The organism is Mesorhizobium sp. Cs1299R1N1 (genome assembly GCF_037179655.1).
GTDB classification, from domain to species: domain Bacteria; phylum Pseudomonadota; class Alphaproteobacteria; order Rhizobiales; family Rhizobiaceae; genus Mesorhizobium; species Mesorhizobium salmacidum.
Genome location: NZ_JAPYKR010000029.1, coordinates 1 through 26,251 on the forward strand (window position 1 = coordinate 1; position 26,251 = coordinate 26,251).

Below are 26,251 nucleotides of genomic sequence, written 5' to 3' on the forward strand. Positions count from 1 at the left end.
GAAAAGGCTGCGTGAGGCCAAAAAGGCCCCGGGTCAGCACATCGCCTGAGCGACAGCTTCACCATACATCAGCCAGGGCGCCTGCGCGCGAGCCAAGTCTGCGGCCTTCCGCGTATGGATACCTTTCTTCACGTGCGGCGCGACAACCGCGGCGGCCGAGGACGCGTTGCCAGTGGCCTCGATCACCACGATGTCGCTCGGCGCCAGCTTTGCGGCAAACGCCTCTAGCAAGTCACGCCGCATGTCGACACGGCCCAGCCGCCTGAGCCTGCCATCCTCCCACGCCACCGCCTCGGCGAAGGCGCGGTGGATATCCAGTCCGATGATGCACATGCCTGCTGCCTCCTTTCTGGCTCGGTCAAGAACGGGAGCTGGCGGGCAACACGACATCTACTGATCCGCGCTCGCAGCGCATCCGGGAAAGTCGCGAGGGGCGGCCATGTAACGAGCTCGGGCTCTCAGCCCACGGTCTAAAGACGGCCTGCCCGCACTTTCGTGCTCCCGGTGCCCCACGTCCCGGATGGGCTCACCATAAGACCGTTCCAAACAAAGAAACAGCGGGACGAAGAGGCACCGCAGATCACATACCGGATAACGGGCAGGCCGAACGAATGGTCCGAACCATCAAGGATGCCACCGTCCGCGCCTTCCACTATGATTCGATCCACGACCTGAAACGCCACGTCCGGGACTGGCTGCTCGCCTACAACTACGCCAAGCAGCTCAGGGCGCTACGCTTCAAGACACCGTTCGAAGCACTCAAACGCATAAGCGCCGAAAAGCCGGAGCTGTTCGTTCGTCAGCCAAGCCATGACATGCTGGGACTAAACACCTAGCGCGACATTAGAATCTTTGCAACGGGCGGCAGAAGTTGGTTGTTCAGCGACACAGTCGACGGAGCCAGGGCCAGCGGTATTATTTACGGCCTGATGCTGACTTGCCGTGCCTGTGGCATCGAGCCGTTAGCGTGGTTGGGCACCAAATTGCCTCAGCGTGCCGAAGACGCCGATGTCCAATATCGACGATCTTCGATCTTCTGCCCCTTCAACTCTCGAAAGCGGCCGCAGCGCCGCAGCCTGATCCCACGCGATGCTTCCGCATGAAAGCTATCGCTCATCCCAAGAGCCGTCAACGTGCGTGGAAATGAGCGCTTACAGGTGAGGGAGCAGAACCCTACACCTATGTTGACGTTCTCGCGTCGGCCGTCCTGACTGTACCCCGCCTTGGCCCTGACCTCCATCTGAATAAGATGGCGGCGACGCTCGGTGGCGCCCCCTCCCATCGCTTGGGGCTAACGCCCCACCAGCGAAGGACCGCGACGCGTTTCAACTTTCTTCATCGCGCTGTGAAAGCCGCACTGCTCCCATCAGGGCAATTGAGATACCGACAATGACGGTTGACACGACCGCGATCACCGGCGTCAGATTGTAGTCGATATCTTCAAACAGTTTTCTGGTGATTGTCTTGCCCTCAATGCCAGAAATGAAGAACGCCACCGTCGCTTCATCGAAAGATGACACGAACGCGAACACGGCACCCGTGACGATCGCAGGGGTGATCTGGGGCAATACCACCGCATAAAATGCGCGGCCCCGGCCGGCACCGCAGCTGAGTGCCGCCTTTTCAAGGATGGGGTCGAACCGCTGTAACGCTGCTGAGACGGAGATCACGACGTAAGGAACCGTCAGCATCGAATGTGCCAACAAAAATCCGAAAAAGTTGCCGGTCAGCTTGAGCGGCGCGAAGAAGAGGTACAGCCCGATCGCGATGACGATGTGCGGCACGATGAGCGGGCTCAAAGCAAGGCCAAGCACAAGAGACTTGCCTGGCAGTTCGCCTCGCACTAGAGCGACTGAAGCGAGGGTGCCGATAACGGTAGCAGTTACTGTGGTGGCTGCCGCGATACGCATGCTGAACAGTGTCGCAGCGATCCAGTCGGGGTCAGTAAAGTATAGCTGGTACCAGTGAAACGTTAGCCCCTTTGGCGGGAACTCAATGTAGGGGGCCTTTCCAAAGGAGACCGGAATGACAATGAGGGTTGGCAGGAGAAGAAAAAATAGGATCAAGGCTATCACGATGCCTAGAGCCATTTTCGCAACCAACGCCGGTCGCAGCCGCGGTGACCTCGCAGCTAAGCTTGTTTCAGACACCGCTTAACCCTCCGTTGCGCGCTAAAACCTTTCGAAATGCGAATGTCAGTAACAGGGTCACGGCAAGCAAAACCGTGGCAAGTGCGCCCGCAAATGGCCAATCAAGCAGGACGGTGGTTTGTTGAGCAATCAGAGTTGACATCATCATCGTTTGCGGGCCGCCGACCAGCGCCGGGGTGACGTAAAATCCGAGCGCGAGGATGAAGGTCATCAACGTACCGGCGAAAACGCCCGGAAGGCTTAGGGGTAAGGTGACCTTCAGGAAGCTTGAGACCGGACCGGCCCCGAGATTTGTTGCGGCCTGGAGCAGTTCGCGCGGGATCGTTTTGAGGGCGCTGTAGATGGGCAGGATCATGAACGGGAGCAAGACATGCGTCATCGCCACCACCACGGCACCTTCGGTGTAAATCAGGCGCAATGGTTGTTCGAGGATCCCGGTCTTCAAAAGGAACTGGTTGATTACTCCCTGGCGCTGCAGCAGAAGGATCCATGCGTATGACCGGACCAGCACGGAGGTCCAAAGCGGCACCAGCACGCAGGCGGCAATGAGAATGGTCATCCGGCCTCTCGAACGCGCCATTGCATAGGCGACTGGATAACCGAGAATGAAGCCGCAAAGCGTCGCCACGAAGGCGATCCACAACGTACGCATCAGGATGCGCATATAAAGTGGCTCGGTGAAGAGTCGCGCGTAATGCTTGAGCGTGAAATCAGGGTCAAAGAGACTACCGGCAAGCATACGCCCCACCGGGTACAGGAATGAAAACAAAAGCAGCAGCAGAAGTGGCAGCAGGAGGAGCGCGGTCACCACCGGAGGATATTTGCTTCCTGTCCCGATAACGAGACGTTGCGTCAGGCTTGGGCCCTCGTTGCGGAACGCACTTTCGTTTGTCGGGGCGTCCATCACCTGATGGCCTCATCTTTGAACAGGTGAATGGCATCCGCCTTGAAGACGAGATCGACGGAATCGCCGCGGGCAAAGCATGCTCCGACGTTACCCGCCGGGATCTGCACATGCAGGGGCGGTCCCTCGTGCCTGTCGATGGCTATCAGCAGGATTTGGTGTGTGCCGAGGTAAATCGAGGTATCGACAGTACCTCTAATTGAGCCCGGGCCGCCCAAGCCCCGGGCGGCGACAGATATGCTTTCAGGCCGCACCGCTGCGAGCAGCCCAGCTCCTTTCGAGAACCGCCCTGCTTCTTTGCTGGGCTTGCGCGTGACCGTGAACGTCGTGCTATTTGATAGGCGGACTTCAGACCCGTCGTGGCTTGCGCCCAGATAATCTACCGGCAGGAAGTTCATTTTTCCTATGAATTCGGCGACGAACGGCGAGCTCGGTGTGGCATAGAGATCAGCTGGAGGCCCGATTTGAGCAATCCGGCCGCCGTCCATTACGGCGATGCGATCGGACATTGTCAGGGCCTCTTCCTGGTCATGGGTCACGAAGATAACGGTCACTCCAATCCTCTGCTGAAGGGATTTGATCTCGATCTGCAACTGCTGTCGCAAGTTCTTGTCGAGCGCTCCGAGTGGTTCGTCCATCAGAAGCACCGGCGGTTCGAAGACGAGGGCGCGAGCAAGCGCCACGCGCTGTTGCTGGCCGCCCGATAGTTGCGCCGGCTTGCGGCCCCCGTACGAGCCGAGATGGACCATGGCCAAAGCCTCGCTGACGCGCCGCTCGATTTCGCCCTTTCCGACCTTTCTCATGCGTAGCGGAAAGGCAATGTTATCGCGTACCGACATGTGCGGGAACAGGGCGTACTTCTGAAACACCATCCCGATATTGCGCTTGTTAGGTGCGACATGGGTTACATCGGTGGCGCCTACTCGAATTTTACCGGCGGCGGGAAGCTCGAACCCCGCAATCATCATCAGCAGCGTGGTCTTTCCGGAGCCTGATGGCCCCAGCAGCGACAGGAATTCGCCCGGCTGGACGTCAACCGACACACCGTCGACGGCCGTGACCTGTCCGTATCGCTTGACGATCTCGCGGACCGTGACACTGGCTCCCGTCATTCACTTCCCCCATTATTTTTGTTGTCGCGTCCGGCCCCTCTCCAATTGGGAACGCGGGTGCCATATTGCGCGTTGTGTGCTGCCGGGGGAAGTCCTTCGCAGGCCGCGACGGATTATGAGGGGCAGATATTGGTTATGCTTCCGCAACCAACGGTGAATCGCACTGTATCAGGCTGGCACCAGCGACTGACTTACCCGTAAACACGCTTTAAAAGAATTTCGCGCTGGCGCCTCGCCTCTGCCACGATGTCATTTTGATCAACGCTGATGAGCTGACCTTTTTCCATTACGGATTTTCCGTCGATCAGGACCGTATCAACGGGAATCATCGAGGATGAGAGGGCGAGAAGAATTCCATCGTCATCGAGCCAGGAGGTGTGTGTAATGTCTCGAAGCTCACGGATCACTACATCCGCCCGCTTCCCGACCGTTAAACTGCCCACCTTATCGCTGATACCAAGATTCCGAGCCGCGTTGATTGTTTGCATGTAAAAAGGGTCCGAGTCTTCCAAGTTGTCGCCCAACGACGCCGACAGATATAGGCTCAGAACACCGGAGATGCCTATGGGATCAGTGGCAATCGTATCGACACCTAGTGATATGCAGGCTCCGTTTCTGTGGAGAAAAGGAAGCCAGCATTTGGATTGAGAGATTACCCGAAAGGCGAGCGCAGCATTGGGACACCAGACGATCCCCGGCTTCCTGGACAAGATCAATTCGATCTCAGCTTCGTCGAGAACATTCATGTGGGCAAGCGTCGTGCTGGTACCCAGCACGCCAAGCCGTTCCAAGCGAACAGCGCCGGCGTCTCCATAGTTCTTCTTTTCTGCACGCACACCGTCCGGATGAAACGACTGATGTTGATAGAATATGACATTACTATCGCGGGCCAGTTTAGCCGCCTCTTGCGTCAGGTCGTCCGTTGCTGAACCTTCCCCGTACAGACAGACATAGCCTTGTACCAAGGCCTCCGGATTTTTATTGCGTTCGATTTCATATTTACACTGTTCGATCACCCGGCGAGCATCTACCGGGGCCCGGCGGACCAGCATCTCATTGACCAAGTGCGGGTAACTCTTTTCAAACCCGGATAAATCGTCCCACCCGAAAGGCGCCGAAACCATGGCCCGTATGCCGCATTTCGTTATGGAGTCGGCAAAGGCGTCTGTCTCGAAGACAGTTCCCGCTTCGAAAAAAAGCGTATAGCCACGCTGCAACAGCGAGCACGCTGCAGCTGCAGCATATGCAGATGTTGCCTCAGCGGTGGTCGCAGCCTTCATTCGAGAGTAATCCGGTCTCCTCTTTCCTGCACCGTCCAGTGACTTCGAGAACGGCGTGCCGTGATAGGGCATCGCAGTAATATGGAGGTGCGTGTCGATGAATCCCGGGTGTACCAAGCCTCCACGCGCATCGATGCGCCGACGCGCGTCGTACATCGACATGACTTCCGGTTCCGGACCCAAAGCGACAATGACGCCGTCCTTAATGGCGATTGCGCCCGGTTGATGATGAGATTGTGCTTTGTCCCCGGTGAACACATCCCCATTGAAGACCAGAGTATCTACAATCTGCCTGAGCATGCTGTACCCAAAGGACCGGCTCGCCGGCACCGCAAAAAGTATTGTGAGAAGAAGCCGAAGGAGGAGGGTCGCAAAAAGCCAATTATCGAATACTGCGGGCTCTGAGCCTAACTTACACGGGTCGAACTATGCAGAAACCCAGGCCGTCCAACGCTCGATGACTTTCTGCCTGTTCTCGGCCACCCAAACTGGGTCAGCTCTTATGAGCGTCGGCCAGTTCTGCGGGGCGCTCACGATGTCTGAAGCAACCCTTGCCTCGAGAAACTCCCCAACATGCTTATTAGGCGACACGTAGTTCATCCTCTTGACAAATTCCGCGTGGGCCTCGGGACGAGTGTAAAAGTAGTTCAGCAACGCCTTGGCAGCTATCGGGTGCGGAGCTCCCTTAGTTATGGATAGGGTATCAGCATTGAAAACCGCACCAATCCACACAAACGTGACAGGAGCTCCCTCAGAACGCAGTCCAGCAGCGCGGCCGTTCCAGATCATCCCGGCAACCACTTCCTTGCTTCGGAACAATTGCTGGCTCTGATCGCCACTTACCCACCATGCGACAATATGCGGTTTAAGTTCATCTAGCTTCTTGAAAGCTCGATCCAAATCCAGCGGATAAACTTTGTCGGCTGGAACCCCATCTGCGACCAATGCAGCACTCAAAACATACCAAGGGCTGCCGTTGTTTGGGAGGGTTCTTGGGCCTGGGAAGGTCTTGACATCCCAAAAATCAACCCAATTTTTCATCCCATTGGGGAATTCTTGAGTGTTGTAGGTTAGAACACTCCCACCCAGAGTCATCAGAACTGAGTTCCCCAAACACGACCCTTCAACTCCTTCAGAGACTACGTTAGACAATTCGGAGCAATCGCCCATATCCTCTACATAGTTCGCAAATTCCGGTGCGCGCACCGAATCATAGGTCGTTGAAATAATGTCCCATTCCATCGCTTTGGCTTCGGACATTGCCCGCACCTGGGCCGGAACCGAGCTGTAATCGCCGCTTGTGACGAAGACCGCCTCAATACCAGTTTCTTTTGTGAAAGGATCGAAAAAAACGTCCTTAACAACGTCGATAAATGTACCACCCCCGATTGAGAGCACAACTTTAGTCTGTCCAGCTGCCTTAGCGGCTACCGCCAACTCCCCCACGGAGGCGGCGAAAACGGGCCTGGACCACATTCCAGGAGCTGCTGAAACAACCGTTATCCCAGCGGTAGCTTGAATGAAAGTACGCCTGTCCATCGTGAAGGTCCCCTTTACGGTTATTAGCATGCCGCTACCCGACCATAGCCGGCTTTTCGGATGCGGCGATGCTCTATTTGTTATGTGCTGTGCGCGATTATTATGAGGCCGATAGGCGTCTGACATACTTATCGCGATGGACATATGCCGGCTGGCCAAACTGGTGACTACCGCTGGAAGGATTGGAACAAAACGCCCACTCCAAGCTGATGAAATAAGCTTCAACTCGTCCGTGAATAAGCAAAGGCAGCTCGATGCCTTTGAGCCATCCACTCGGCGTCGAGAACCACCATATCGGAACTGATCTGCTCGGCGGATGGCATGTTGGTGCGCGCTTCCGCCCTCATGTATTGAAGCGCATCCGTGGTCGACGGAATACAAGCCAAGGCTCCCGGACGGGTCAGCGACAGGCCGGGTCCATAAAGGCCAATCAAGAACTGAATTGTGATTTTCGTTTTCCAGCGCCGGGGGTGGGATCGTTGATACAGGTTGGGATCGCGGACCATCAGGGTCGAGACGGCGACTATCGTGAGACGACCGCAATGACAGGTGAGATTGTAATCGGTATCCTCGAACACCTTCCTGGTTATCGTTTTGTCCTGAGGTCCATCTCGACGATGTTCCAGCAGCATCAGCCGATCTCCGGGATGTGCATCCGGCCAAACGGCCGAGCGGGAGCTGAAATCCGCCCCCGCGCCGCCCTTGTGCGGGCGATCCGGAGCAATTGGCCGAACACCTGGGTCCTAATTCGGGCCGACTGCAGCCCCCGGTCATCGTCTGGTGCCGCACAACGATGCCGACTGCATCTTCGGCGTGGCGTCCACCACGATCCTGCGCAAGCATGTCGCGGATCTGGAAGCCAGCACAACGGCACGGGTTTGAAGCGTCGGCAAGACGCGCAGGGTTCGCCTCTTCAACGAGTTCTTTGACGGCGTCGCCGGTTGGAGCTGCGTCGAGCGCGTCATCGCTTGCGTCGAGGTCGGCGCCCCGAGCGCCCCTACCGCTAAAAGCTCCCATGCTATGTTTAGCGCTTGGCAACGCTGTGTGGTGATGTGCGATCTTGAAAGTTCGGGAAGGAGACTTGGCCATTGAGCCCAACTCCGTATCGGTCCTTTGCTGCTCTTATGCCTGTTTCCGCTGTTTCAGACCGCGAGGCTCACCTTGTAATCGGTCAGGAAATTCTGGAGGGTCAGGATGTGCTCCACTCCCCTAAGGCTGTCGCTCGCATCGAGCAACGCGCGGGAGCCGTCGACGGACAGCAACGGTGCCACTGCCGCATTGCGGTCATTCAGCAGGTCGGTGAACCGGGCGCGCAGCATCCTGTCGTAGGTCGGATCCTGGATAGCCGGATACGCGCTCTTGACCCGCTGCACTACCGACTGCGGCAGCAGGTCCGCAGTGGCGGCCCGCAGCAGGCTCTTCTCGCGCGTGTCGAACGTCTTGTGGGCCCATGGAGTACCGAACACGTATTCAACGAGGCGGTGGTCGCAGTAGGGGACCCGCACTTCGAGACCCAAAGCCATGCTCAGCCGGTCCTTGCGGTCGAGTAGCGCTGGCAGATAACGCGTGAGGAAGAGATAGCAGACCTCGCGCATGCGATGCTCGTGCGGATCGGCCGAGGCCGGTCCGGTCAGCGCGGGTACTTCCGCGAGTGCCACGTGGTACTGCTCGGCGAGATAGCCGGGGAGATCGAGTTTCTCGACCAGGCCGGGGTCTAGGGACTGCAGTGCGATGCCGTCGCTGATTTCGACCCAAGGAAACCTGTGGGCTTGAACGCGAGCGGGATCGTTGAAAAATCTGTAGCCGCCAAAAAGCTCGTCAGCCGCCTCCCCGGATAGGGCCACCGTCGAGTGTTGCCTGACCGCCCGGAACAGAAGGTAGAGCGAGCTATCGAGGTCGCCCATAGTCAAAGGCAGATCGCGGGCATGGAGGGTGGCGGCTCGCACGTTCGGGTCCATGAGTTCGTCTGCGGACAACGTAATGTCCGTGTGGTCGGTACCAACGAACTTCGCGACATCCTGCACGTACGGCCCGTCGGGTGTGGCGCACCCCGGGCCGGGGGTAAAGTTGTCGGTATAGCCGACGAAGTCGAGGGCGAATGACCGGATCCGTTCGTCGCTGAAGCGTGCGGCAAGTGCGGTCATGGCCGAGGAATCAAGCCCGCCCGACAAGAGCGTACACAGTGGCACATCCGCAACGAGCTGTCGCTGGATGGTGTCCTCGAGCAACTCGCGGACGCGCCGAACGGTGCTAGGCACGTCGTCGGTATGCCCGCTGTCGGTGAGCTGCCAATAGCTCATCTGCTGGATGCCTTCGCGGGTCACGCGGACGATGTGGCCGGGCCGTACCTCACACATGCCGCGGAAGACGGTGCTGTACGGATCGGCGAAGTAGCATAGGGTGCGACGAAGCCCCTGGACGTCCATGGCCCGTTCCGCGAGACTGTTGGCGAGGATCGCCTTTGGCTCGGAGCCGAACAACACTCCGTGCTCGGTGGGGTAGTAGTAAAGCGGCTTAACGCCGAGCCGGTCGCGTATGAGAAGCAGTTCACGCTTGACATTATCCCAGAGTGCGTAGGCGAATATCCCGTTGAGTTCGTTCACGGCAGTACGGGGATCGAGGTGGCCCCACTCCCGGTGGACGTGCAGCACCACCTCGGTATCACTGTTCGTGTCGAACCGATGACCCAGGGCCGCGAGCCGTTGACGCAGCTCGCGGTAGTTGTAAGTCTCGCCCGTGTAGACGAGCGCCAACGCGGGTCGGCCGTCCTCCTGGAGCGTCATCGGCTGGCGGCCGCCCTGGATGTCGATGATCGCCAGGCGGCGGTGTCCCAGCGCCGCGGGCCCGTCAATCCAAGTCCCCTCGTCGTCGGGACCGCGGTAAGCCATAGTGGCCGTCATGTCGGCAAGCTCCCTTCGCGCGTCGAGACCTCCTAGGTCACGGTCGAAATCAATCCATCCACAGATGCCGCACATGTTTTGGCTCCTTTCCCTAGGTGACTGTCGTGTCGCGCAGCTTCGGGGTTCAGGGGGAACTGCGCCCCGCGAACAAGCGGTGAACCTTCACGCCCCGCCTAATCGACGCGACTTGGGCCAAGTGCGGCGAAGTGACGTTGCCTAAAGCCTGCAAGGTGCTCAATCTAAACCTCGTGACCTCGCCGATCCGTGCCGACATCATCCCCGCTGAGCAATTTGCAGCTGCGTGAATATCCGCGCGCCGGAAGACCGATCTGTTGTTCCATGCAGAAGAATGCGAAAGGCCCATGAAGTCCGACCTCACCGGCAATATTTCCAATTTTGGTAGGCAGCCGCTACGGCCTTCTGGCGAGGGAGCTTCAAATTCCATGCCAATTGTACCCAGGTCGCCTCAGAAAAACTCTTCTGCATTCGAGCCAATGGCTTGCATGAGAGTTGCGACGGAACTCAGGCCGAACATCACCGGTCGCGGACTCGACAAACCCGACCATGGATGTGATGTGGGTCGACCGGCTTTTTGGGGTCGTTGAGGTCAAGCTCCTTCTGATATTTCTTCGGACTATGTCGCCCGGCGAGTCACTCGCTTCTCTTCGCGGACGACGCTAGGCCGCCGCATGAGTGTTGGGATAGACGGCCTCCCGCACGGCATCGATGTGCCAGAATGAGGTCGTTGCATACTCAAGCAAAGGGAGTCAATTCGTGGAACAAGCTATTCGTATTGACATCGACACGTCAAAATCGCCTTCCAGCAGCGCGCTTACCAATGGCACCAGCTTCGTTCGTTCGGACGTTGCTATCGGCACAGATTTGTTTGGACTCGGGACATCGCGAACAGGTGTGCGAGGACATCGCCGAACAGTTTATGACTTGTCGTGTGCTGAGGGACGGTTTCTATTTTCTGATGTCTGAACCAGGCGGCGAAGACGCCGTCTGTGGTGCTGGGTCAGAAGGCGACGGACTTTCCTGCAAGGCCCTGCACAAACGCATTGAGCGGGCCAAGAAGAGACGAAGCCGTGCTGCTGAACGCGGCGGATGATCAGAGCGACCACCATGGCGATTGCGCCCGGCAACAATCGTTTCCCCGTAACGAGGATGAAATCGGTAAGGGATAATCGTCTCGCCAGCGGGCATTATGGTTGTTGCACCAACCCTGGAACGCTCATCAACCTTTGTTCCGTCTTATTCGGGATCGTCTTCATGGCCGCATTCGTCGACGCCGGAAAAGGGCGGCTGCTTCTGTCGGAATGTGAGAACGTGGTCGATGTGGAATCGCCACAAACATGGGCGCTGGTCGAAGAGCGGGATCTGGGAGCGTGTCTTTGCTGAGGGACTGTCAGGAATCTTGTGCGTGAGGCCGGTTAACGTCATTGGCTGACGAACCTTTCGCCGAAGACGACGGCGAACTGTGTCCTGGCCTCAAACCACTCGCGCGGGGCGCGTTTCCATTCCTCGGCGGCGTGGTTGAGCACCAGATGTAGCAGCTTCATTGCGGCGTCGTCATTGGGAAAGTGGCCACGCGTTCGAACGGCCCGCCGCAGCTTTGAGTTCAGCGCCTCGATAGCATTGGTAACCGGTATAAAGATCCGTGGTGCTGAAGTCCTGCTGCGGATTCCTTGATCGCGGCGTATGGTGCGACCATCCGGGACAGAGGCACCGGGAGCACGAAGGTGCGGGCAGGCCGATCCACACGATGAGCTGCGAGCTCGTGTTAGTAGCTGGCCGCCTCTGCGACTCGCCCGGTTGCGCTGTGAGCGCGAATCCGTAGTTGTCGTGTCGCCCGCCGCTCCCGTCATCAACCTGACTGACAGGAGTCGCGCATGCGACGCGTGATTGGAATGGACATCCACCGCACCTTCGGTGAGGTGGTTTTCTGGGAGGATGGCAAGCTTCGCCATGGGGGCCGTGTCGACATGACCCGAACGGCGCTGGAAGGCTTCGGCAAAAGCCTTTTGGCGACGGACGAGGTCGTGATCGAGGCGACCGGCAACTGCATGGCGGTGGCCCGCGTGCTGTCGCCCTTCGTTAAGCGGGTGCTGATTGCCAATCCGCTGCAGGTGAAGGCGATCGCCCATGCCCATGTGAAGACCGACAAGATCGATGCGGGCAGCTTGGCCAGTCTTTGTGCGGCTGGCTACTTGCCGGAGATATGGACGCCGGATGCCGCCACCGAGCGGATGCGCAGACTGGTTGCCCGACGCTAGCAGGTCGTGCGGCATCGCACCCGGATCAAGAACGAGGTGCATGCGATCCTGCACGCTCATCTGATCTCGAAGTGCCCGCATGCCGATCTGTTCAATGGCCGCGGTCGCGCCTGGCTGATGCGCCAGCCGGTGCCCAATGATGAACGTGCTGCGATCGAGCGGCACGTGCGCGAACTCGATCGACTTGCCGAGGACCTGGCGATCCTTGACCGGGAGATAGCCGAAAGCACGATGGATGACCCGGCGATCAGGCGACTTCTGACCATCACGGGTGTCAATCTCACAGTGGCGGCCGGTTTGATGGCGGCGATCGGCAAGATCACCCGGTTCAAATCCCCGCAGAAGCTGGTCAGCTACTTCGGTCTCAATCCCCGTGTGCGTCAGTCTGGCCTCGGCGCTGCCCATCACGGACGCATCAGCAAGGTCGGGCGCAGCCATGCTCGGGCCATGCTTGTCGAGGCGGCCTGGGCGGCGGCGAAGGCCCCCGGACCATTGCATGCCTTCTTCGTTCGGGTCCGCGCACGGCGCGGTCACCAAGTGGCCGCCGTCGCGGTCGCAAGGAAGCTGACGGTGCTTGTCTGGCACATGCTGACGAAGGAGAGGGACTATCTGTGGGCGCGGCCCAGCCTGGTGGCTCACAAGGTGCGAGGCATGGAGTTGCAGGCTGGTCGACCGCAGAGGAAAGGCAACAGTCGTGGACCCGCTTACGCCTACAATGTCACGGAACTCCGGAACCAGGAGATGCGCGTCGCAGAACAGGCGCAGAAGGGCTACGAGCAATTTGTCTCGGCCTGGCGCCCGCGCCGCCAAAGGAAAGGGCGCGCGGTCGCCTCAATCCGGCAAGGCTCGAGTAGGCTGCCTAACAGCGCTTTCAGCCGATGCGCCGCGCTTCGCCACGAGGTCGCCCGCGCTGTCGGAAGAATACCACGACCAGGAAGAAAGCGCTTGTCGATCTTATCCGTGGTGTAGACGATGCGCCGCACGCTTTCGGGGAATGCGAAGAACGGCACGACATGAAGCCAGTTGCGGCGCCAACTCTGGGCGATCGCCGGATAACGTTGGCCCCAGTAGCCGGCGTCGAAGGCATCGAGCGCGGCCAGGCCGGCCTCGGCGTCCTTGGCCCGATAGACCGCCCTGAGCGCCGGCACGACAGGTTTGCGGTCCTTCCATGACACGAACTCCAGCGAGTGGCGGATCAGATGCACGATGCATATGTGGACGGCTCCCGCCTTGCAAGATTTCGTTCATTGGTCTGACACCTTCGCTTGCGATCATATGTCCGGCCTCTGTTTGCAGCCGCACATGGCCGCGGGCCAAGATGGTTTCCGCTACGTGAGTTCCAAACAAGTCTGCGGCCTTTTGAGAGCCTTGCATCGTACGGATTGTCCCACGTCCTGGATCGATCGATCACACCAACTGCTCGTTTTCCTGCAAGTTCGGCTTCATCCTACCAAGGTCGCAACGTAGCGTGCGTACCTTGGATGGTTGAACTCTATGTTGCCTGGGCCTGAGCCGACAAAGCGACGTTGGCCCTGTATTGTTCGCCGGTGACCATCAGCTTCCACGCGACACGGGCGATCTTGTTGGCCAGCGCCACGGCGACCAGCTTTGGCGGCTTGCGTTTGAGCATGTCGAGAAGCCATGGCGAGCCATTTTTCCCGCGCCCCTCTCGGACGTGCCGGAGTAGAGCCGTGGCGCCAGCGACGAGCACGCTTCGCAGCATTTCGTCGCCAGCCCGGGTGATCACGCCAAGCCTGATTTTTCCGGCTGTCGAGTGATCTTTCGGCGTCAGGCCAAGCCAGGCCGCGAAGTGCCTCCCTGATCGGAATGTCTCGGGTGCCGGGGTTTTCATGATCATCATCAATGCACCAATCGGCCCGACGCCTGGAATCCGTGTCAGACGCCGACTGCATTCGTCGGGTGCGATGCCATGCCATCAGCCGCGCTTCGATTTTCTGGATTTCTACCTGCAACTGAGCATATTCGCGGCCGTGCAGCACGAACAACTCGCGAGCCAGTTCCGGCAGCGTTTCATCGGCCGCGATACGCTCGAGCAGCGGCCCGACCTTCGATGTGCCGTTGGCGGCGATCAATCCGAACTCGGCGGCGTATCCGCGGATAGCGTTGCCGAGTTGCGTGCGATTGCGAACCAGTCGGTCGCGCATTCCGATCAACATCAAAGCTGCCTGGTTGTCGGCGGTCTTCACCGGTACAAAACGCATGGTCGGCCGGCTCATCGCCTCGCATAGGGCCTCGGCATCGGCCGCGTCGTTCTTGCCGCGCTTTACGTACGGCTTGACATATTGCGGCGGGATCAGCTTCACCTCATGGCCCAGCGCCTGCAGCAGGCGGGCCCAGTGGTGTGATCCGCCACACGCTTCGATGGCGACTATTGTCGGCGCCGCTTTCTCGAAGAAGGTCATCATCTCCTTGCGCCGCAGCTTTTTGCGCATCACCACCTCTTCGGCTGTATTCACGCCATGCAGCTGAAAGACGTGCTTTGACGTATCCAATCCACATGCCGCATGCGGCATGTGGCATGTAATGCCGAGCGTATAAAAATGCCGAGCCAGCCCGGACAGTGGCTGTTTTCAAACAATTCTCCGGTACGTGGCTCGGCATAATTTTCTTTTCCTTCCCCGAAGTGAGAACTCGTTGCGTTACAAGCCATCGAGAAATGCAAGAAGCTGGTCCTCGGGTACGAAGCGCATGGATTCTACCGGCTCAAGGGGTTTGAGCTTGGCAAGAGCCGCGATCTTGAGATCGATATGGGCATGCAGATAGGCCTGTGTGGTCAGGATAGACTCGTGCCCTAGCCATAGGGCGATCACGGTGATATCGACGCCCGCCTGAAGCAACTCCATAGCCGCCGAGTGCCTCAGTACATGGGGTGTCACCCGTTTTTTGCGCAATGACGGGCATTGCTGCCGAGCGATCTTTACGTACTTGGCGAGCAGGAACTGGATGGCGTCGGAACTGAGGTGTCCACCGTGTACGTTTGGAAACAAGGCGGATGAGTCTCGACGAGGGGACTCCTTCAACCACGTCTCAAGGACACGGCGGGCGTACTTCGTGAGCGGTGTGCGCCGCTCCTTGCGGCCTTTGCCAAGGCAGAAGACATGTGCCCCGGTACCCAGTGTGATGGATTCTCGCTCGAGGCTGGTCAGCTCCGAAATGCGCAAGCCTGTCTGCACCGCGAGGAGCAGTAACGTGTAATCGCGACGACCAAGCCAGGTTGCTTTGTCGGGCACGGCCAGGATCGCATCAATCTCTGGGCGCGACAGGAAATGGACTTCGCGCTTACCGTGGAGCTTTCCGGGGATGGCAAGAATGCTCTGGACCTGCGCGCTATGGGCCGGCTCTTCGAATGCGACGTACCGGAAAAAAGTGCGGATCGCCGACAGCCTCAAATTGCGCGTCGTGATACTGACCGAGCGATTGTCTTCCAGGTCCTCGAGGAACGCGACAATAAGTGGTGCATCGAGATCTGTAAGCCGCAGGCTGGACGGCGCCACGTGCAGCCTGGCGTGCGCGAACCTGAATAACAGGCGAAAGGTGTCGCGGTAGGATGCAAGCGTGTGCGGACTGACGTTGCGCTGATGGACAAGGCGGTGCGTAAAGAACCGTTCGATCAGCGGCGCGAGTTGGAGATCCTGCGTCATGAAAGTGTCTCCCATCGCGCTTCGAGTCTTCGGGCAGCTTCCCCCATGAGTTCGGGGCAGGACGACAGGTACCAATATGTGTCGCGAACACGGCCGTGCCCCAGGTAGGTGGAAAGGACCGGAAGAAGTTGATCTACGTCCTTGTCGGCCCGATACCAGCGCAGCAGCGTAGCAACGGCAAAACCGTGCCTCAGGTCGTGCAGGCGGGGTCCTGTGCGAGCGCCGCGCAGTCGCAGGCCGATCTTTAGTGACACAGCACGGAAATCGGTGACGATATTGCGATAGTGCACGTGGCCGCCGCGTTCGCCGGTGAAAAATGGCCGGCCGGCGGACCTCAAGGGTTGGCTATCACGCCGTGCTGCATAATCCTTGAGCACGGTCAGCGTCGACGAATGAATGGGGACGATGCGAGACTTGCCGAATTTGCTGTCGCGAATGACCAGTATCCCTTGGTCGAGATCGACATCACCTCTATGAAGCCGCAGGGCCTCGCCAATCCTCATGCCGGTCACGGCGAGGAGGCCGACGATGCAATAATAGGTCCATCGACGCAGGTTGCCTGCGGGTGGAAGGGCCAGCATCGCAGCAAGAAGCTGTTGAACTTCAGCCTCGGAATAGAGGTAGGGTGCGGGCCGCCGTTGCTCCGGAAACACGCTCGTCGGAGGGACCTGTGTCCGCGGGTCGGTAATCGCCACGTACCGGGCGAACCCGCGAACTGCGGACAGGCGCCCGGGCCAGGACGCTGGACCAGCATCTTTGCTCACCCATTCGATGGCGAGCTTGCTGGTTATGATCGCGTTGCCATGCTGATCCATGTGCGCGACGAAGCGGCGTAGTATCTGTTCCTGAGACGAAAGCTTGAAGCCAAGGGTGCGGCGCATGCCCATGTAGCGCTCGAGGGCGATGTACAGCGGGCTCATTGCACGGCTCCCGGCCATGGCGTTGCCAGGCGCCGCAGGCTTGCCAGGTCAACCTTGGCATAGATGCGTGTCGTATCGTGGTTTTGGTGACGTAAGACCTGGCCGATCTCGGTCAGCGTGGCCCCCGAACCAAGGAGTCCGGTGGCCAGGCTATGTCGAAACAGGTGGGATCCGCGATGCGCGACGCCAGTTATATTGGCTGCATTGATCGCGGAGCGTGCGATATGGATCACCGCGTATGATGAGGTAAAGCCGATGTGCGGAGCGTGTGAGCGAAGGAAAACCCGGCGACTCCCGGATATCGGACGACCGTCGCGCAGGTAAGCCGCGATGGCCTCGCCGACTTCGGGTAGGAGCGGCATGGTCGCCCGTTTGCGTCCCTTGCCCTGCACGTGGAGTTGCCCGGCTCGCCAGTCAATATCGTCTAGCGTGAGAAGCGCCACTTCGTCAGCGCGCAGACCGAGCCGGGCGAGAAGCAGTAGTACGGCATAGTCCCGCCGCTCCTTGGCCGTGGCTCGTCCGCAACCTTGTAGCACCTGCTGAACCAGGGCTTTTGAAAGGTAAGCGGGCAGCCCGACCTGCCCCCGCGCCTTGACCAAAGGAACGTAGGCAGAGAGGTCTTTGGCAACCAGGCCTTCGGCGCTGAGATACCGCAGAAACGAACGGAGCCGCGAACAGAAGGCCACGGCCGTAGCAGGGCTGCCGTCGCCTGCATGCTCTTCAATATATCGGATGAAATCGAGGGCCGTTATCCGCGCGATGTCGTTGATGCAGTTGAGCGCTAGCGAGCGCAGAAACGGGCGCAAAAGTAGCTGGAATAGGCTACTGTCGTGGCTGGACTGACACCAAGCCTGCGCTGCAGGTATCCCTGGTAATCTGCAAGCAGTTGTTCAACAGGGTTGAGCGAAGGGGGCAAAGGCGGCCCGATGACTCCGGCCTCACGTAGTGTCGCCAACAGCCTTCTCATCGCGGAATGGTCAACGCTGGTTTGTACTTGGCATTGCGCGCGGCTCCGAAAGAACCGGGCAACCAACCGCTCGTCGATATCCCTGGAGCACAAACCATGGCCGGTGAGCCACTGACGTAAGCGTTGCACCAAGGCGCCTTTCCCGAATCGTCTTTGTGGTTGATTACGTCGCTCGTTGGTTGGTGCACCGCTTAGGATTGCTGCGGGTTGTCATAACGGGTGACATAGTGGAGTTCGCGAAGGGCGGGAATGACGAGGGTGATGTCTTTGTATGCCTCGTGCTCGATGAAGTGCGCGGTCTCAGGCCCCGGCCTGGGTTTGCCGAGGACGGGCCGCCCTTTTTTGTCGACGCAGTAGATGAGGATGGGCAGCAGCAGGCCGTGGTTGGGGTTCTTGAGGTCGAGGAGCCGTTTCCAGCGTTTGATGTTGAGATTCATGGCCGCGTAGAACCCTTGGCACCACGGCCGCGGGTCGATGCCGCCGCTGGGCTTGGTGGTGAAGCGGGGCGCATAATCCTGCGGTCTGTCGAACAGCGTCTCGTTGATCCGGTTGTGGATCCTGGCGAGGCTGGCGAACACGGCGTGATCGGTTGCAGAGCCTTTGGCCAGGACGCCGCGCGGCAATCCCATGAGCGGGCACATCCAGTCTTGCGGATCCGCGAACCGCGGCCCGGTGACCGATGCCGTTACGAAGCCATCCAGCGCCGACATGGTGCGCACCAGCGGGCGGGGGTTGGTCTTGGCGGCCATCCAGGCCTCGAGGGCCTCGTCCGACAGCGCCATGTCATCGAGCGCGCTCATGCCGCCAAGGGGAGCGGCACCTCTTGGCGGCGCACCCAGTTCCAGGGCATCAGCTCGTCCCAGCGCGAGGCTGGCCAGTCGTTCTGGATGCGCTCGATGACATCGGCCATGTAGGCTTCGGCATCGACGCCGCAGAGCTTGCAGGTCTCGATGATGCTGAGCACGACAGCTGACCGCTCGGCCGCGGCGAAGTTGCCCGAGAAAAGCCAATTGCGCCTGCCGACGGTAAATCCACGAATCGCGCGCTCCGCAATCAGGTTGTCGGGCTCGAGCTGGCCGTCATAGAGGAAGCGATTGAACGCGCGCCATCGCTTGGTGCCATAGGCGAAGGCCTTCGCGATATCGGCGTGGCGCGACAAACCGTTGGCCTGGCGCATGAGCTGTCGTCGCAGAGCGCGCACCAGTGGTCGGGTCCGCCTTCGTCGTGCGGCCAATCGTTCGGCCGGCGGAAGCCCCCGTATCTCTTCCTCGATCCGGTAGATCGCCTGGATACCGGCCATCGCCGTCGTGCTGAGCTCGGTCGGCTGGCTGTCGTGAACGTCGAATATCTTGCGACGCAGATGGGCCAGGCAGGCGGCTTCTCGAATGGCGCCGCCCCTGTAGATCTGATTGTAGCCGGTGATATGTTCTCCAGAACATATCACCGGTTATGTTGCGGCCATCCATATGTGGCGGAGGCTGGAGATAGTGTTGGTTTCCCCGGCTTGAACCACAACATAAATTTCAACTGCGCGACCCGGCTAGAGACCCTTCAGGAAGGCCATTAGCGACGGCAGAGAGTGCTGGGAGACTATGGTTTGTTGGTCAGAGATGTCGACCCGAGCCAGCGCCTTGGCCTTCATTTCCATATCGACTTCGGCGTACACATGCGTTGTGTCCAGAGACACATGGCCGAGCCAAGCACGGATTGTATTGATGTCGACGCCAGCGCGCAGCAGGTGGACTGCGGTTGTGTGTCGGATCGTGTGGGGACTAACGCGCTTCGTCTCGATCGACGGTACTGTTTTGCTCGCCAGTACGGCATAGTTGGTAACGAGTCTGTGGATCCCGAACCGCGTCAATGGCAAATTGACTCGATTCAGGAAGACCGAATCCCTCTTGCCACGTCCCTCGACGAGCCTCGACAGTGTCGTTGCAGTGGCTGGCCACAACGGACATGATCGGTACTTGTTTCCCTTGCCATGTAGTCGCACCGACGATTGCATGCCCAGCTGCAGATTGTCGACGATCAAATTCGCCGCTTCATCGGCACGGGCGCCGCTGTTGTACAAGAACAGAAGCAAAGCATAATCGCGATTGCCAAGAGGCGTACGACGGTCTGGTTGTGCCAAGAGCGCGTCCATCTCCGGCTTCTCGAGATATCCGATCACGGTCTTGGCGGTCTTCTTGAACGGCATCGCTCGTACTTCGCCGCACCACGCGATGTGGACCGGAGAGTGCATGCCAATGAACCTTGCCAATGAGCGTATGGTCGCCAGCCTCTGGTTTCGAGTGCCTCCGCTGCACTTTCGATCGCGTTCCAGGTGATCAAGGAACTGACGGATGATTGATGGTGTCAAATCCTCGACCGACATTCGATCGATGGCGCGCGCCGCATGATTACTGGCGAACGGAAGTAAGAGCATCAGGGTGTCGCGGTAGCTGGCCTGAGTGTTTCGGGACAGATTCCGCTCCGCCACCAGATGTTCGAGGAGGAACCGCCGCACCCATGGTCCGAGAAGCATCTCATTCCTCATGGCTGCCCTCCATCGCATACTGGGCGAAGCGTTGGCTGGCCGCCTCCAGAAGTTCCGGCGTCATTTGCAGATAGCGTTGCGTAGATCGGATGTCGATGTGACCAAGGAAGGTTGCGAGTTGGGGGAGCAATCGTTGGACGTCCTGGCCGGATTGATACCACGCAACGACACGGTGGACGGCCGCGGTGTGGCGAAGATCATGGAGACGTGGTGGACGCGGTTCGCCGATCGGGCGTTCGATACCGGCGGCGCGGCGGACATGCTGGAACATGGTGACGACACTCTGATAAGTCCACCCTCGAATGCCGCGCGATGCGAATAGCGGCGCCGCGTTCCCCTGCGGCATTGGCAGCAAGCCACGACGTTCGAGATGCGCGGCCAGCTCTCCAGACAGCTTCGGTCCAATTGGAACCAGGCGAGTCTTGTAGAATTTGGTGCAGCGGATGGTAATGATCCTTTCGACGAGATCGACATCCTGAAAGGTCAAGCGCAGGGCCTCGCCGATCCGGATGCCGGTCCCGTAGAGGAGTAAGATCATAGTACGATACATCGCTGGTACGTGCTGACTGTAGCCTGTTCGCAAAGTCGCCGTTGCTTCCAAAAGTCGGCGCAGTTCGTCGGTCGAATATACGTATGGCGTTTGCGCCGGCGGCAGGTTCGGCAGAACTGTCGGCAGAGGCGAGCGATCGGCATATCCACGACTTATTGCGAACCTAAATAGGCCGCTCAGCACGCTGTGCTTGCGTGCCCACGTCGCTGTCAGAGCCTTGTCTCCATTAAGGAAATCAATGACCGATTCCGGGGTCACCTCGCCGATCTGTCGATCGCCAACTGCTCGCTCAAAGTAGTGGAGCATGCGTTCGGCAGACTCGAAGCGCATGCCCAGTGACCGTTGCCGGGCCACGTAGATATCGATGACGTCGCTCAGCTTCATAGGACGTCTCCCAAATCGAAGGCGCCGACTTCGCGAAGAACTGCCATGTTCACCTTGGCGTAGACACTTGTTGCCGCGGTGCTGCGATGTCCAAGATGGTCGCCGATCTCCTTGATGGTCAGCCCCTCGGCGAGCAAGCGAACTGCACAGGCATGGCGCAAGGCATGCGCGCCGCGATGGGCAGCTTGAATCCCGAGCGCAACAAATCGCCGATTGGCGATGCTATAAATGCTAGTCACGTTCAAGGGGCGGCGAGGCGCCTTCATACGGAGGAAGACTTCTTGGCAAGAGGACGGTGGCCGGACAGTATCAACGTAGCGCGCCAGTGCTTCAGCAGCAGAGGGCACCAGCGGATAGATCTGGGCTTGTCGTCGCTTCAAACGGAAAAGCCGAAGTGTTCGCCCCGCCCAGTCGATCTGGTCGAGCCGCAGTGCGGCGACTTCGCCGCGGCGCATGCCATATACAGCCAGCAGCAGTAGGATCGCGCGGTCTCGGATGTCGCGGGGCCGGTCCGTATCGACGTCGGCCAACATCTTCTGGACGTCGGACCAATCCGGGGCATATGGCAGAGACTCATGCTGATACAGCCGAGGTCGCGATATTGACGCCGCCAAGCGGTCTGAGCACCATGCCTCTTTTGCTGCGTATCGCACAAAATCCCGCAAGGCTGAAGTGACGTGTGCAATAGAGACGCGACCCCATCGTCCGGCTCCTTGGGTCGCGATATAATTGTCAATGTCTTCTGCCTTCAAATCCTCAAGCTGGCGGTTCGACCGCTCGCACCACAGCAAGAACCTGCCGGCCATCCTCCCCCATTGCTCCACCGTCGAAGGTGTCAAACCGCGTTCGTCGCTCATCCAGACAACGTATTGGTCGAGTTGCCCTTGGTACGACAACATGACGGTGGGCTCGCGCCACCAGCCTAGGAACTTCAACCAGGGTCGCCCGATATCGATAACTCGACGCGCGGCGGCAGCCGCCCCGCGAAGATTCTGCCGAGCTTGCGCGATCGGCAACAACTCCGCCATGCCAACTCCCTCGGCTGCGTCCGGGCGGAGATGTCGCGCGATCCATAGGAGTTCGCTGCGTTTGACCCTCAGAACTTCGGGGCTCGCTCCGAGTGTGGCGCAGTGATGCAAATAGCGGTTGCGCTCGTCAGCGAATGGCACTTCGGGAAATAGGGCATCAGCGGCTTGGTCAGAAAAGCAAGAGCGATCCATGTCGAACCTCCAAATGAGAAAAGGTCCGCCAGCTGAGCTCGCGATTTATGTTGCGTCAAATCGGGCCCAAATACTCAGTTGACAATGGGTAAAGGCCAGCATGGGGACATATGGACGGCCGCAACATAGCCGGTGAACCCGTCGGCCTGGAGCGTGCCGGCAAATCCGGCGAGCTCGGTCATCACGCTCTCGCCGGCGCGACCCATGGTGGCGCGATACCAGGCGATCGGCGGCTCCTGCGAACCCGAGTTGCGGTCGTCGGCGACGTAAACCCAGAGCGTGCCCTTGTGCGTCGTGCCGGTGCCGGGCGCCAGGATTGGAAGCCGCGTGTCGTCGGTGTGTAGCTTGGTGCGGGTACGGCCGATCTCACGGAGGCGGTTGTAGATCGGATCGAGCAAGGCGGCGGCATAACCGGCGCTGCGCGCCAGCGTGGATCGCTCGATATCGACGCCCTTGGCGGCCATCATCTGGATTTGGCGGTAGTAGGGCAGATGATAACCCCACTTCGCCATCATGATATGGGCGAGCGCGGCGTAGCTGAGCTTGCCGCGTGCAATGGCCTTGGCGGGTGCCGGCGCCTGGATGATTTTATCGCAGGTCCGGCAGCTGTACTTGGGTCGAACGGTCTCGATCACCTGCCAGGCCTGGGCGACCAGGTCGAGCATCTCCTCGTGATCTTCGCCCATGGCGCGCAGAGCGCCGCCGCAGCCCGGGCAGCATGCGCAGGACGGCTCGCGAACGATCCGCTTGCGCGGCAGGTTCGGGTTGAGCTTGCGCACCGGCAACGCCCGGACCTTGTCGCTCTCAGCGACGATGGGCAGCACGGCCTCGGGCGCGCCGGCGGCGACATCGGTTTCGAGATCTTCGAGTTCGAGCAGCATCTGGCCGAGCTTCTCGGACGAGCGGCCGAAGGCCTTGCGGTTGAAGCGATCGATCCGCAGCTGCAGGCGCTGGATGCGAAGTGCGGCCTCGGCGCGCTCTCTGCGCAGCTGCTCATCGCGTTCGGCGATGGTGATGTCCCGGGCCGAAACGGCCGCTTCCAGAAGCGCGATCCGGGCGAGGAAATCAGCGGTTGAGGGAGCTTGTTCCGACACCCAAAACCTATACCCGAAAGACCTCCTTCACGGAAGCAGAATCGACACAAAATCAATAACAAACGAGCAAAATCAGCCGGCCAGACGCGGTCGATAAATCTTGCTCGGCCGGCGCCAGTCGATCCCTTCCAGAAGCAGCGAAAGTTCCGCCTTGGTGAGCGACACGGTGACCTGATCCTTCGTGGTTGGCCAGGCAAAACAGCCATCGGTAAGCCGCTTGGTAAACATGCAGAACCCCTGGTCGTCATGTGCCAAAATCTTGATGATATGACCCTTGTGTCCACGGAAGCAGAAGATCGAGCCCGTGTGCGGGTCGAGCGCGAGCACCTGCTGCACCATCCGCGCCAGGCTGTTGATCCCGCGACGCATGTCGGTCGCGCCGCAGCAAAGGTAAATCCGGTCGGTCGGCACCACCGTGATCACCTGGTCAACTCCGCCAGGACGATGCGCAGGGCTGTCGGATCGACGGTCCCATCGATCCGCAATCGCGCACCGCTCGGAAAGGCCACGACGATCCTGCCGGCCGGGTCCGGGCAATCGGCGACGGGGCGTTCGACCTCGGGCAGATCGCTCACGTCGATCCGCGCGAAGGTCGCCATCGCCTGATCGGCATCGAGCTCGCCGTCGGCCATCTGCTTGCGCCACGCATAGAGCTGCGACGGAGCTACGCCGAATGCTTGCGCGACCTCGGTCACCGACGACCCCGCCGCGCTCGCCAGGTCGACCAACGCGCGCTTCTCGGCGCAACTCCACAGCCTCCGTTGCCGCGCACGGCTGGGCATCGCTGCACGATCTTCGGCCGCCGCCGCACCGCTTAACTCGGCGACCACATCGCCCCCTGCATGTTCCAATGTCATGGCGCGAAAGCTCCATGTTCACCGGCCTATTGCAAGGTGCCTTGATGCAACGCTTACCCACTGACTGAAACGATTGATCAGGCGGAACGCTTGGGCCGCATACTCCTCCGAGTAGCCACCTTGTCGAAGCTTGTCAGTGTAAGGGTCCAAAACATCTGCGAATGCGCCTGACTTCAATCTGCGAAGAAGCCGGCTGCGATTTAGAAACACTTCCAAGGTCATCTCTCCCTCCTCTGCATCGATTGCGAGGGGGAGTAGGATGAACAATTATGCCGAGCCACGTATCGGAGAATTGTTTGAAAACAGCCACTGTCCGGGCTGGCTCGGCATTTTTATACGCTCGGCATTACATGCCGATTCGAATAATTTGATCCACAGACGGTCTCCTTTGCTTGAGGTCTTCAACGACCTCATTCTGGCACATCGATGCCTGCGGGAGGCCGTCCACCCCAACAGGTCTGCACGATCGTCTGCGGGAAAACGGCATTGATCGCTTCTGGAAAGCCCTTCAAGCCGTCGACGACGGCGATGAGGATATCGGCGACACCACGGTTCTTTAGCTCGTTCATGACGCGAAGCCAGAACTTGGCGCCCTCCGTCTGCTCGATCCAGGTGCCCAATATCTCGTTGCCGCCATCCGGCAGGATGCCGAGTGCGATGTCCGCGCGAATGTGAAGCATTCGTCGCTTGAGATCGCCTTGTTGCGTACGAAGCCATCATCGCGGATCTTGACCCGGATGGCGTCGAAGAAGACCAGGGGAAAGCAGGCATCCAACGGTCTGTTTTGCCATTCGGCAACCTCTTCCAGAACAGCATCGGTGACCGCCGAGATCAGGTCCGGCGAAACGTCGATGCCATAGAGTTCCTCCAGGTGGCCGCGGATCTCGCGCACGCTCATGCCACGCGCATACATCGACACGATCTTGGCGGCGAAATCGGGGAAGCGGCGCTGATACTTTGCGATCAGCTTCGGATCGAATGAGCCGGCGCGGTCACGCGGGATCGAAAGTTCGAGCCTCGACGTGCCCGTCAGAACCGTCTTCTTCGAATGCCCGTTGCGCCGGTTCGCCAAGCCCTCGGCCTGCTCCTCTTCAAGATGATCGTCCAGCTCGGCGTTCGGGATCCGCTCCGAAAGCGCCTTTTTCAGATCGTCGAGCAAGCCATCCTTGGCAAACAGCTCCTGCGGATCGCGACCCGAAAGCAACCGATCCAGAAGTTCCTTGTCGATGGCCATGAGATGATTCTCCGTTCCATCATCATGGCCTCGCGCACAAGACTCCTGACAGTCCCCTTTGCTGATCGAATCCCGACAACGATTATGTGGTGCTCGACAGCACATTGGTTCGCGCCCACCAGCAGGCGGCGAGGGGGACCAGCACCAAGTAATGGGGCGTTCCGGAGGTGGATTGACCACCAAGATCCATACGGCCGTCGATGGCCGCGACCGCCCATTGCGCCTGATCCTGACGCCGGGCCAACGTGGCGATGTCACCCAGGCACCTGCCTTGCTCGAAGGACTCATGGCCAAACGCGTTCTTGCTACCCCTGCGCGATCGTCGTCGAATGGGGGCGCAAGCCGTCATCCCTGAACCCGACCCGCAAGACCCCTGATCCCTTACGACTTCGAAGCCTATAAGGCCCGCAACCTCATCGAGCGCTGTTTCAAAACGCTAAACACTTCAGGCGCATTGCCACCCGATACGACCGACGTGCCCTATACTTCCTTAGCTTCGTTCAAATTACGTGCGCAATGCTATAGATGCGTCGAATGTCGATTCAGCCTAATGCTCATGTGTTTCACTTTCGAAGATGCGGAACGCTTCCGTCGTGAGCTCCATGAAGAGATCGATTTCCGGTTCGGTGATTGTGAGGGGAGGGGCGGCCATAAACCATTCTCCGT

Annotated in this window: 20 protein-coding genes and 10 pseudogenes; 6 read left to right on the forward strand and 24 right to left on the reverse strand. The window is 59.4% G+C overall.

Going from position 1 to position 26,251, the window contains the following annotated elements; genetic code table 11:
- Positions 1-129: 129 nt before the first annotated feature.
- Positions 130-333: pseudogene (locus O7A70_RS31725) on the reverse strand (IS110 family transposase); the annotation flags it as partial.
- A 260-nt stretch (positions 334-593) separates the two neighbouring features.
- On the opposite strand from O7A70_RS31725, the pseudogene O7A70_RS31730 reads away from it, so the two are divergent.
- Together O7A70_RS31730 and O7A70_RS31735 are read left to right on the forward strand one after the other, a co-directional pair.
- Positions 594-836: pseudogene (locus O7A70_RS31730) on the forward strand (integrase core domain-containing protein); the annotation flags it as partial.
- Positions 837-1,069, forward strand: a pseudogene (locus tag O7A70_RS31735) (IS66 family transposase); the annotation flags it as partial.
- Between the two features lie 256 nt (positions 1,070-1,325).
- Here the strand turns inward: O7A70_RS31735 and O7A70_RS31740 are convergent.
- The 6 genes from O7A70_RS31740 to O7A70_RS31765 all read right to left on the reverse strand — a co-directional run bounded on the left by O7A70_RS31740 (position 1,326) and on the right by O7A70_RS31765 (position 7,617).
- On the reverse strand, positions 1,326-2,090 hold the full coding sequence (locus O7A70_RS31740; RefSeq protein WP_337143866.1) for an ABC transporter permease: 765 nt from the start codon (positions 2,088-2,090) through the stop codon (positions 1,326-1,328).
- A gap of 52 nt (positions 2,091-2,142) precedes the next feature.
- Positions 2,143-3,054: an ABC transporter permease gene (locus O7A70_RS31745; RefSeq protein WP_337143867.1), complete on the reverse strand. Its 912-nt coding sequence runs from the start codon at positions 3,052-3,054 to the stop codon at positions 2,143-2,145.
- Entirely contained in the window at positions 3,054-4,166 is a 1,113-nt protein-coding gene (locus tag O7A70_RS31750; protein ID WP_337143868.1) for an ABC transporter ATP-binding protein, read from the reverse strand. Before O7A70_RS31750 ends, O7A70_RS31745 begins: the two co-directional genes overlap by 1 nt.
- Positions 4,167-4,357: 191 nt before the next feature.
- On the reverse strand, positions 4,358-5,746 hold the full coding sequence (locus O7A70_RS31755) for an amidohydrolase family protein (RefSeq protein ID WP_337143869.1): 1,389 nt from the start codon (positions 5,744-5,746) through the stop codon (positions 4,358-4,360).
- Positions 5,747-5,872: 126 nt separating this feature from the next.
- The gene (locus tag O7A70_RS31760) at positions 5,873-6,985 is read right to left on the reverse strand and encodes an ABC transporter substrate-binding protein (protein ID WP_337143870.1); all 1,113 of its coding nucleotides are present in this window, start codon (positions 6,983-6,985) and stop codon (positions 5,873-5,875) included.
- Positions 6,986-7,206: 221 nt separating this feature from the next.
- Positions 7,207-7,617 carry a hypothetical protein gene (locus tag O7A70_RS31765; RefSeq protein ID WP_337143871.1) on the reverse strand — a complete coding sequence of 137 codons (411 nt, stop codon included), beginning with the start codon at positions 7,615-7,617 and terminating at the stop codon, positions 7,207-7,209.
- Between the two features lie 17 nt (positions 7,618-7,634).
- Here O7A70_RS31765 and O7A70_RS34355 point away from each other — a divergent pair.
- Positions 7,635-7,987, forward strand: a pseudogene (locus O7A70_RS34355) (transposase); the annotation flags it as partial.
- 140 nt (positions 7,988-8,127) lie between these two features.
- On the opposite strand, the gene asnB reads toward O7A70_RS34355, so the two are convergent.
- A complete protein-coding gene (gene asnB, locus O7A70_RS31770; protein WP_337143872.1) occupies positions 8,128-9,960 on the reverse strand; it encodes an asparagine synthase (glutamine-hydrolyzing) in 1,833 nt (610 codons plus the stop codon).
- A gap of 1,032 nt (positions 9,961-10,992) precedes the next feature.
- On the opposite strand from asnB, the gene O7A70_RS31775 reads away from it, so the two are divergent.
- On the forward strand, positions 10,993-11,286 hold the full coding sequence (locus O7A70_RS31775) for a hypothetical protein (protein WP_337143873.1): 294 nt from the start codon (positions 10,993-10,995) through the stop codon (positions 11,284-11,286).
- A 38-nt stretch (positions 11,287-11,324) separates the two neighbouring features.
- On the opposite strand, the pseudogene O7A70_RS31780 reads toward O7A70_RS31775, so the two are convergent.
- A pseudogene (locus tag O7A70_RS31780) lies at positions 11,325-11,546 on the reverse strand (transposase); the annotation flags it as partial.
- Between the two features lie 249 nt (positions 11,547-11,795).
- On the opposite strand from O7A70_RS31780, the pseudogene O7A70_RS31785 reads away from it, so the two are divergent.
- Positions 11,796-12,980: pseudogene (locus O7A70_RS31785) on the forward strand (IS110 family transposase); the annotation flags it as partial.
- A 95-nt stretch (positions 12,981-13,075) separates the two neighbouring features.
- Here O7A70_RS31785 and O7A70_RS31790 read toward each other — a convergent pair.
- The 15 genes and pseudogenes from O7A70_RS31790 to O7A70_RS31855 form a co-directional block, all read right to left on the reverse strand.
- Positions 13,076-13,381, reverse strand: a pseudogene (locus O7A70_RS31790) (transposase); the annotation flags it as partial.
- A gap of 272 nt (positions 13,382-13,653) precedes the next feature.
- A pseudogene (locus O7A70_RS31795) lies at positions 13,654-14,695 on the reverse strand (IS110 family transposase).
- 126 nt (positions 14,696-14,821) lie between these two features.
- A complete protein-coding gene (locus tag O7A70_RS31800; RefSeq protein WP_337143874.1) occupies positions 14,822-15,823 on the reverse strand; it encodes a tyrosine-type recombinase/integrase in 1,002 nt (333 codons plus the stop codon).
- Positions 15,820-16,743 (reverse strand): tyrosine-type recombinase/integrase, encoded by a 924-nt coding sequence (locus tag O7A70_RS31805; protein ID WP_337143875.1) that lies wholly within the window; start codon positions 16,741-16,743, stop codon positions 15,820-15,822. Before O7A70_RS31805 ends, O7A70_RS31800 begins: the two co-directional genes overlap by 4 nt.
- Positions 16,740-17,549, reverse strand: coding sequence for a tyrosine-type recombinase/integrase (locus O7A70_RS31810; protein WP_337143876.1), 810 nt, complete (start codon positions 17,547-17,549; stop codon positions 16,740-16,742). The genes O7A70_RS31805 and O7A70_RS31810 overlap by 4 nt, the downstream gene beginning before the upstream one ends.
- A gap of 352 nt (positions 17,550-17,901) precedes the next feature.
- Complete coding sequence (locus O7A70_RS31815) at positions 17,902-18,510, reverse strand: UPF0149 family protein (protein WP_337143877.1); 609 nt, start codon at positions 18,508-18,510, stop codon at positions 17,902-17,904.
- A complete protein-coding gene (gene tnpC, locus O7A70_RS31820) occupies positions 18,507-19,154 on the reverse strand; it encodes an IS66 family transposase (RefSeq protein WP_337143878.1) in 648 nt (215 codons plus the stop codon). Before tnpC (O7A70_RS31820) ends, O7A70_RS31815 begins: the two co-directional genes overlap by 4 nt.
- A 96-nt stretch (positions 19,155-19,250) precedes the next feature.
- Positions 19,251-20,246: a tyrosine-type recombinase/integrase gene (locus O7A70_RS31825; RefSeq protein ID WP_337143879.1), complete on the reverse strand. Its 996-nt coding sequence runs from the start codon at positions 20,244-20,246 to the stop codon at positions 19,251-19,253.
- Positions 20,236-21,180, reverse strand: a complete 945-nt coding sequence (locus tag O7A70_RS31830) for a tyrosine-type recombinase/integrase (protein ID WP_337143880.1) — start codon at positions 21,178-21,180, stop codon at positions 20,236-20,238. The genes O7A70_RS31825 and O7A70_RS31830 overlap by 11 nt, the downstream gene beginning before the upstream one ends.
- The gene (locus O7A70_RS31835) at positions 21,177-22,208 is read right to left on the reverse strand and encodes a tyrosine-type recombinase/integrase (RefSeq protein ID WP_337143881.1); all 1,032 of its coding nucleotides are present in this window, start codon (positions 22,206-22,208) and stop codon (positions 21,177-21,179) included. Before O7A70_RS31835 ends, O7A70_RS31830 begins: the two co-directional genes overlap by 4 nt.
- Positions 22,209-22,474: 266 nt before the next feature.
- Positions 22,475-23,179 (reverse strand): IS66 family transposase, encoded by a 705-nt coding sequence (gene tnpC, locus O7A70_RS31840; RefSeq protein WP_442921240.1) that lies wholly within the window; start codon positions 23,177-23,179, stop codon positions 22,475-22,477.
- A gap of 21 nt (positions 23,180-23,200) precedes the next feature.
- Positions 23,201-23,494, reverse strand: a pseudogene (locus tag O7A70_RS34360) (transposase domain-containing protein); the annotation flags it as partial.
- A 72-nt stretch (positions 23,495-23,566) separates the two neighbouring features.
- Positions 23,567-23,917, reverse strand: coding sequence for an IS66 family insertion sequence element accessory protein TnpB (tnpB, locus tag O7A70_RS31845; RefSeq protein WP_337143884.1), 351 nt, complete (start codon positions 23,915-23,917; stop codon positions 23,567-23,569).
- Complete coding sequence (tnpA, locus tag O7A70_RS31850) at positions 23,914-24,351, reverse strand: IS66-like element accessory protein TnpA (protein ID WP_337143886.1); 438 nt, start codon at positions 24,349-24,351, stop codon at positions 23,914-23,916. The genes tnpB and tnpA overlap by 4 nt, the downstream gene beginning before the upstream one ends.
- A 452-nt stretch (positions 24,352-24,803) precedes the next feature.
- Positions 24,804-25,585: pseudogene (locus tag O7A70_RS31855) on the reverse strand (IS256 family transposase); the annotation flags it as partial.
- 172 nt (positions 25,586-25,757) lie between these two features.
- Between O7A70_RS31855 and O7A70_RS31860 the strand changes: the two are divergent.
- Positions 25,758-25,940 (forward strand): hypothetical protein, encoded by a 183-nt coding sequence (locus O7A70_RS31860; RefSeq protein WP_337143887.1) that lies wholly within the window; start codon positions 25,758-25,760, stop codon positions 25,938-25,940.
- Positions 25,941-26,251: the final 311 nt, after the last annotated feature.